General features: G+C 55.6%; 1 protein-coding gene. It reads right to left on the bottom strand.

Annotated features, from left to right (window positions below; genetic code table 11):
* Nucleotides 1-482: 482 nt before the first annotated feature.
* On the bottom strand, nt 483-677 hold the full coding sequence (locus A3709_RS20905; RefSeq protein WP_066059373.1) for a hypothetical protein: 195 nt from the start codon (nt 675-677) through the stop codon (nt 483-485).
* Nucleotides 678-708 lie beyond the last annotated feature (31 nt).

Raw genomic sequence — 708 nt, 5'->3', positions numbered from 1 at the left:
GCGCCTCCGCCACTGGCGATGACCTACATTGGGTTGCGAACGGTGCTCGCAATCGCTTCGCGATGCCTGCGGCAGCCCTTCACCGTTCACAGCTGGTGAACAGGCTGCGTCACATGGCAACCCTGCGGGTTGCTTAACGGGGCAGAGAATCAACCCATCCTAAAAAACAAAACCCCAGTAGCACAAGCGCTACTGGGGTTTTGTTTTTTAGGATGGGTTGATTCTCTGCCCCGTTAAGCAACCCGCAGGGTTGCCATGTGACGCAGCCTGTTCACCAGCAGTGAACGGTGAAGGGCTGCCGCAGGCATCGCGAAGCGATTGCGAGCACCGTTCGCAACCCAATGTAGGTCATCGCCAGTGGCGGAGGCGCCCCTCGTTCTAACCCAAAATCCCGTTAGCGGGATTTTTTTATGCGCGCAGAGAATAGAAGAATAGATTACCCGGGCGATAACCTGCTCTTCACGGGTGAGGTTAGGGATGAGTTAGCCCGGAAAAGGGGACAGACCACGATTAATCCCTAAAACACTATTTGGAACAGCCCCCGATTGCTCTGCTTGCCAGGGATTCATCGTGGTCTGTCCCCCATCGGATCTGCCACTCTCCCAGTTCAGCGTCGCATTGGCGCTGAGATCGGTAATCGCATCGGCCTCGCTGTTGCCAAAGATCACGTGATTCATTTAATCGCTGCGGTCGGGAGCGTCACTCAAA

Origin of the sequence: Halioglobus sp. HI00S01 (genome assembly GCF_001635445.1) — a bacterium.
GTDB classification, from domain to species: domain Bacteria; phylum Pseudomonadota; class Gammaproteobacteria; order Pseudomonadales; family Halieaceae; genus Halioglobus; species Halioglobus japonicus.
Note: the sequence above shows the minus strand (reverse complement) of the source record. Positions and strands in the feature narration are given on the sequence as shown.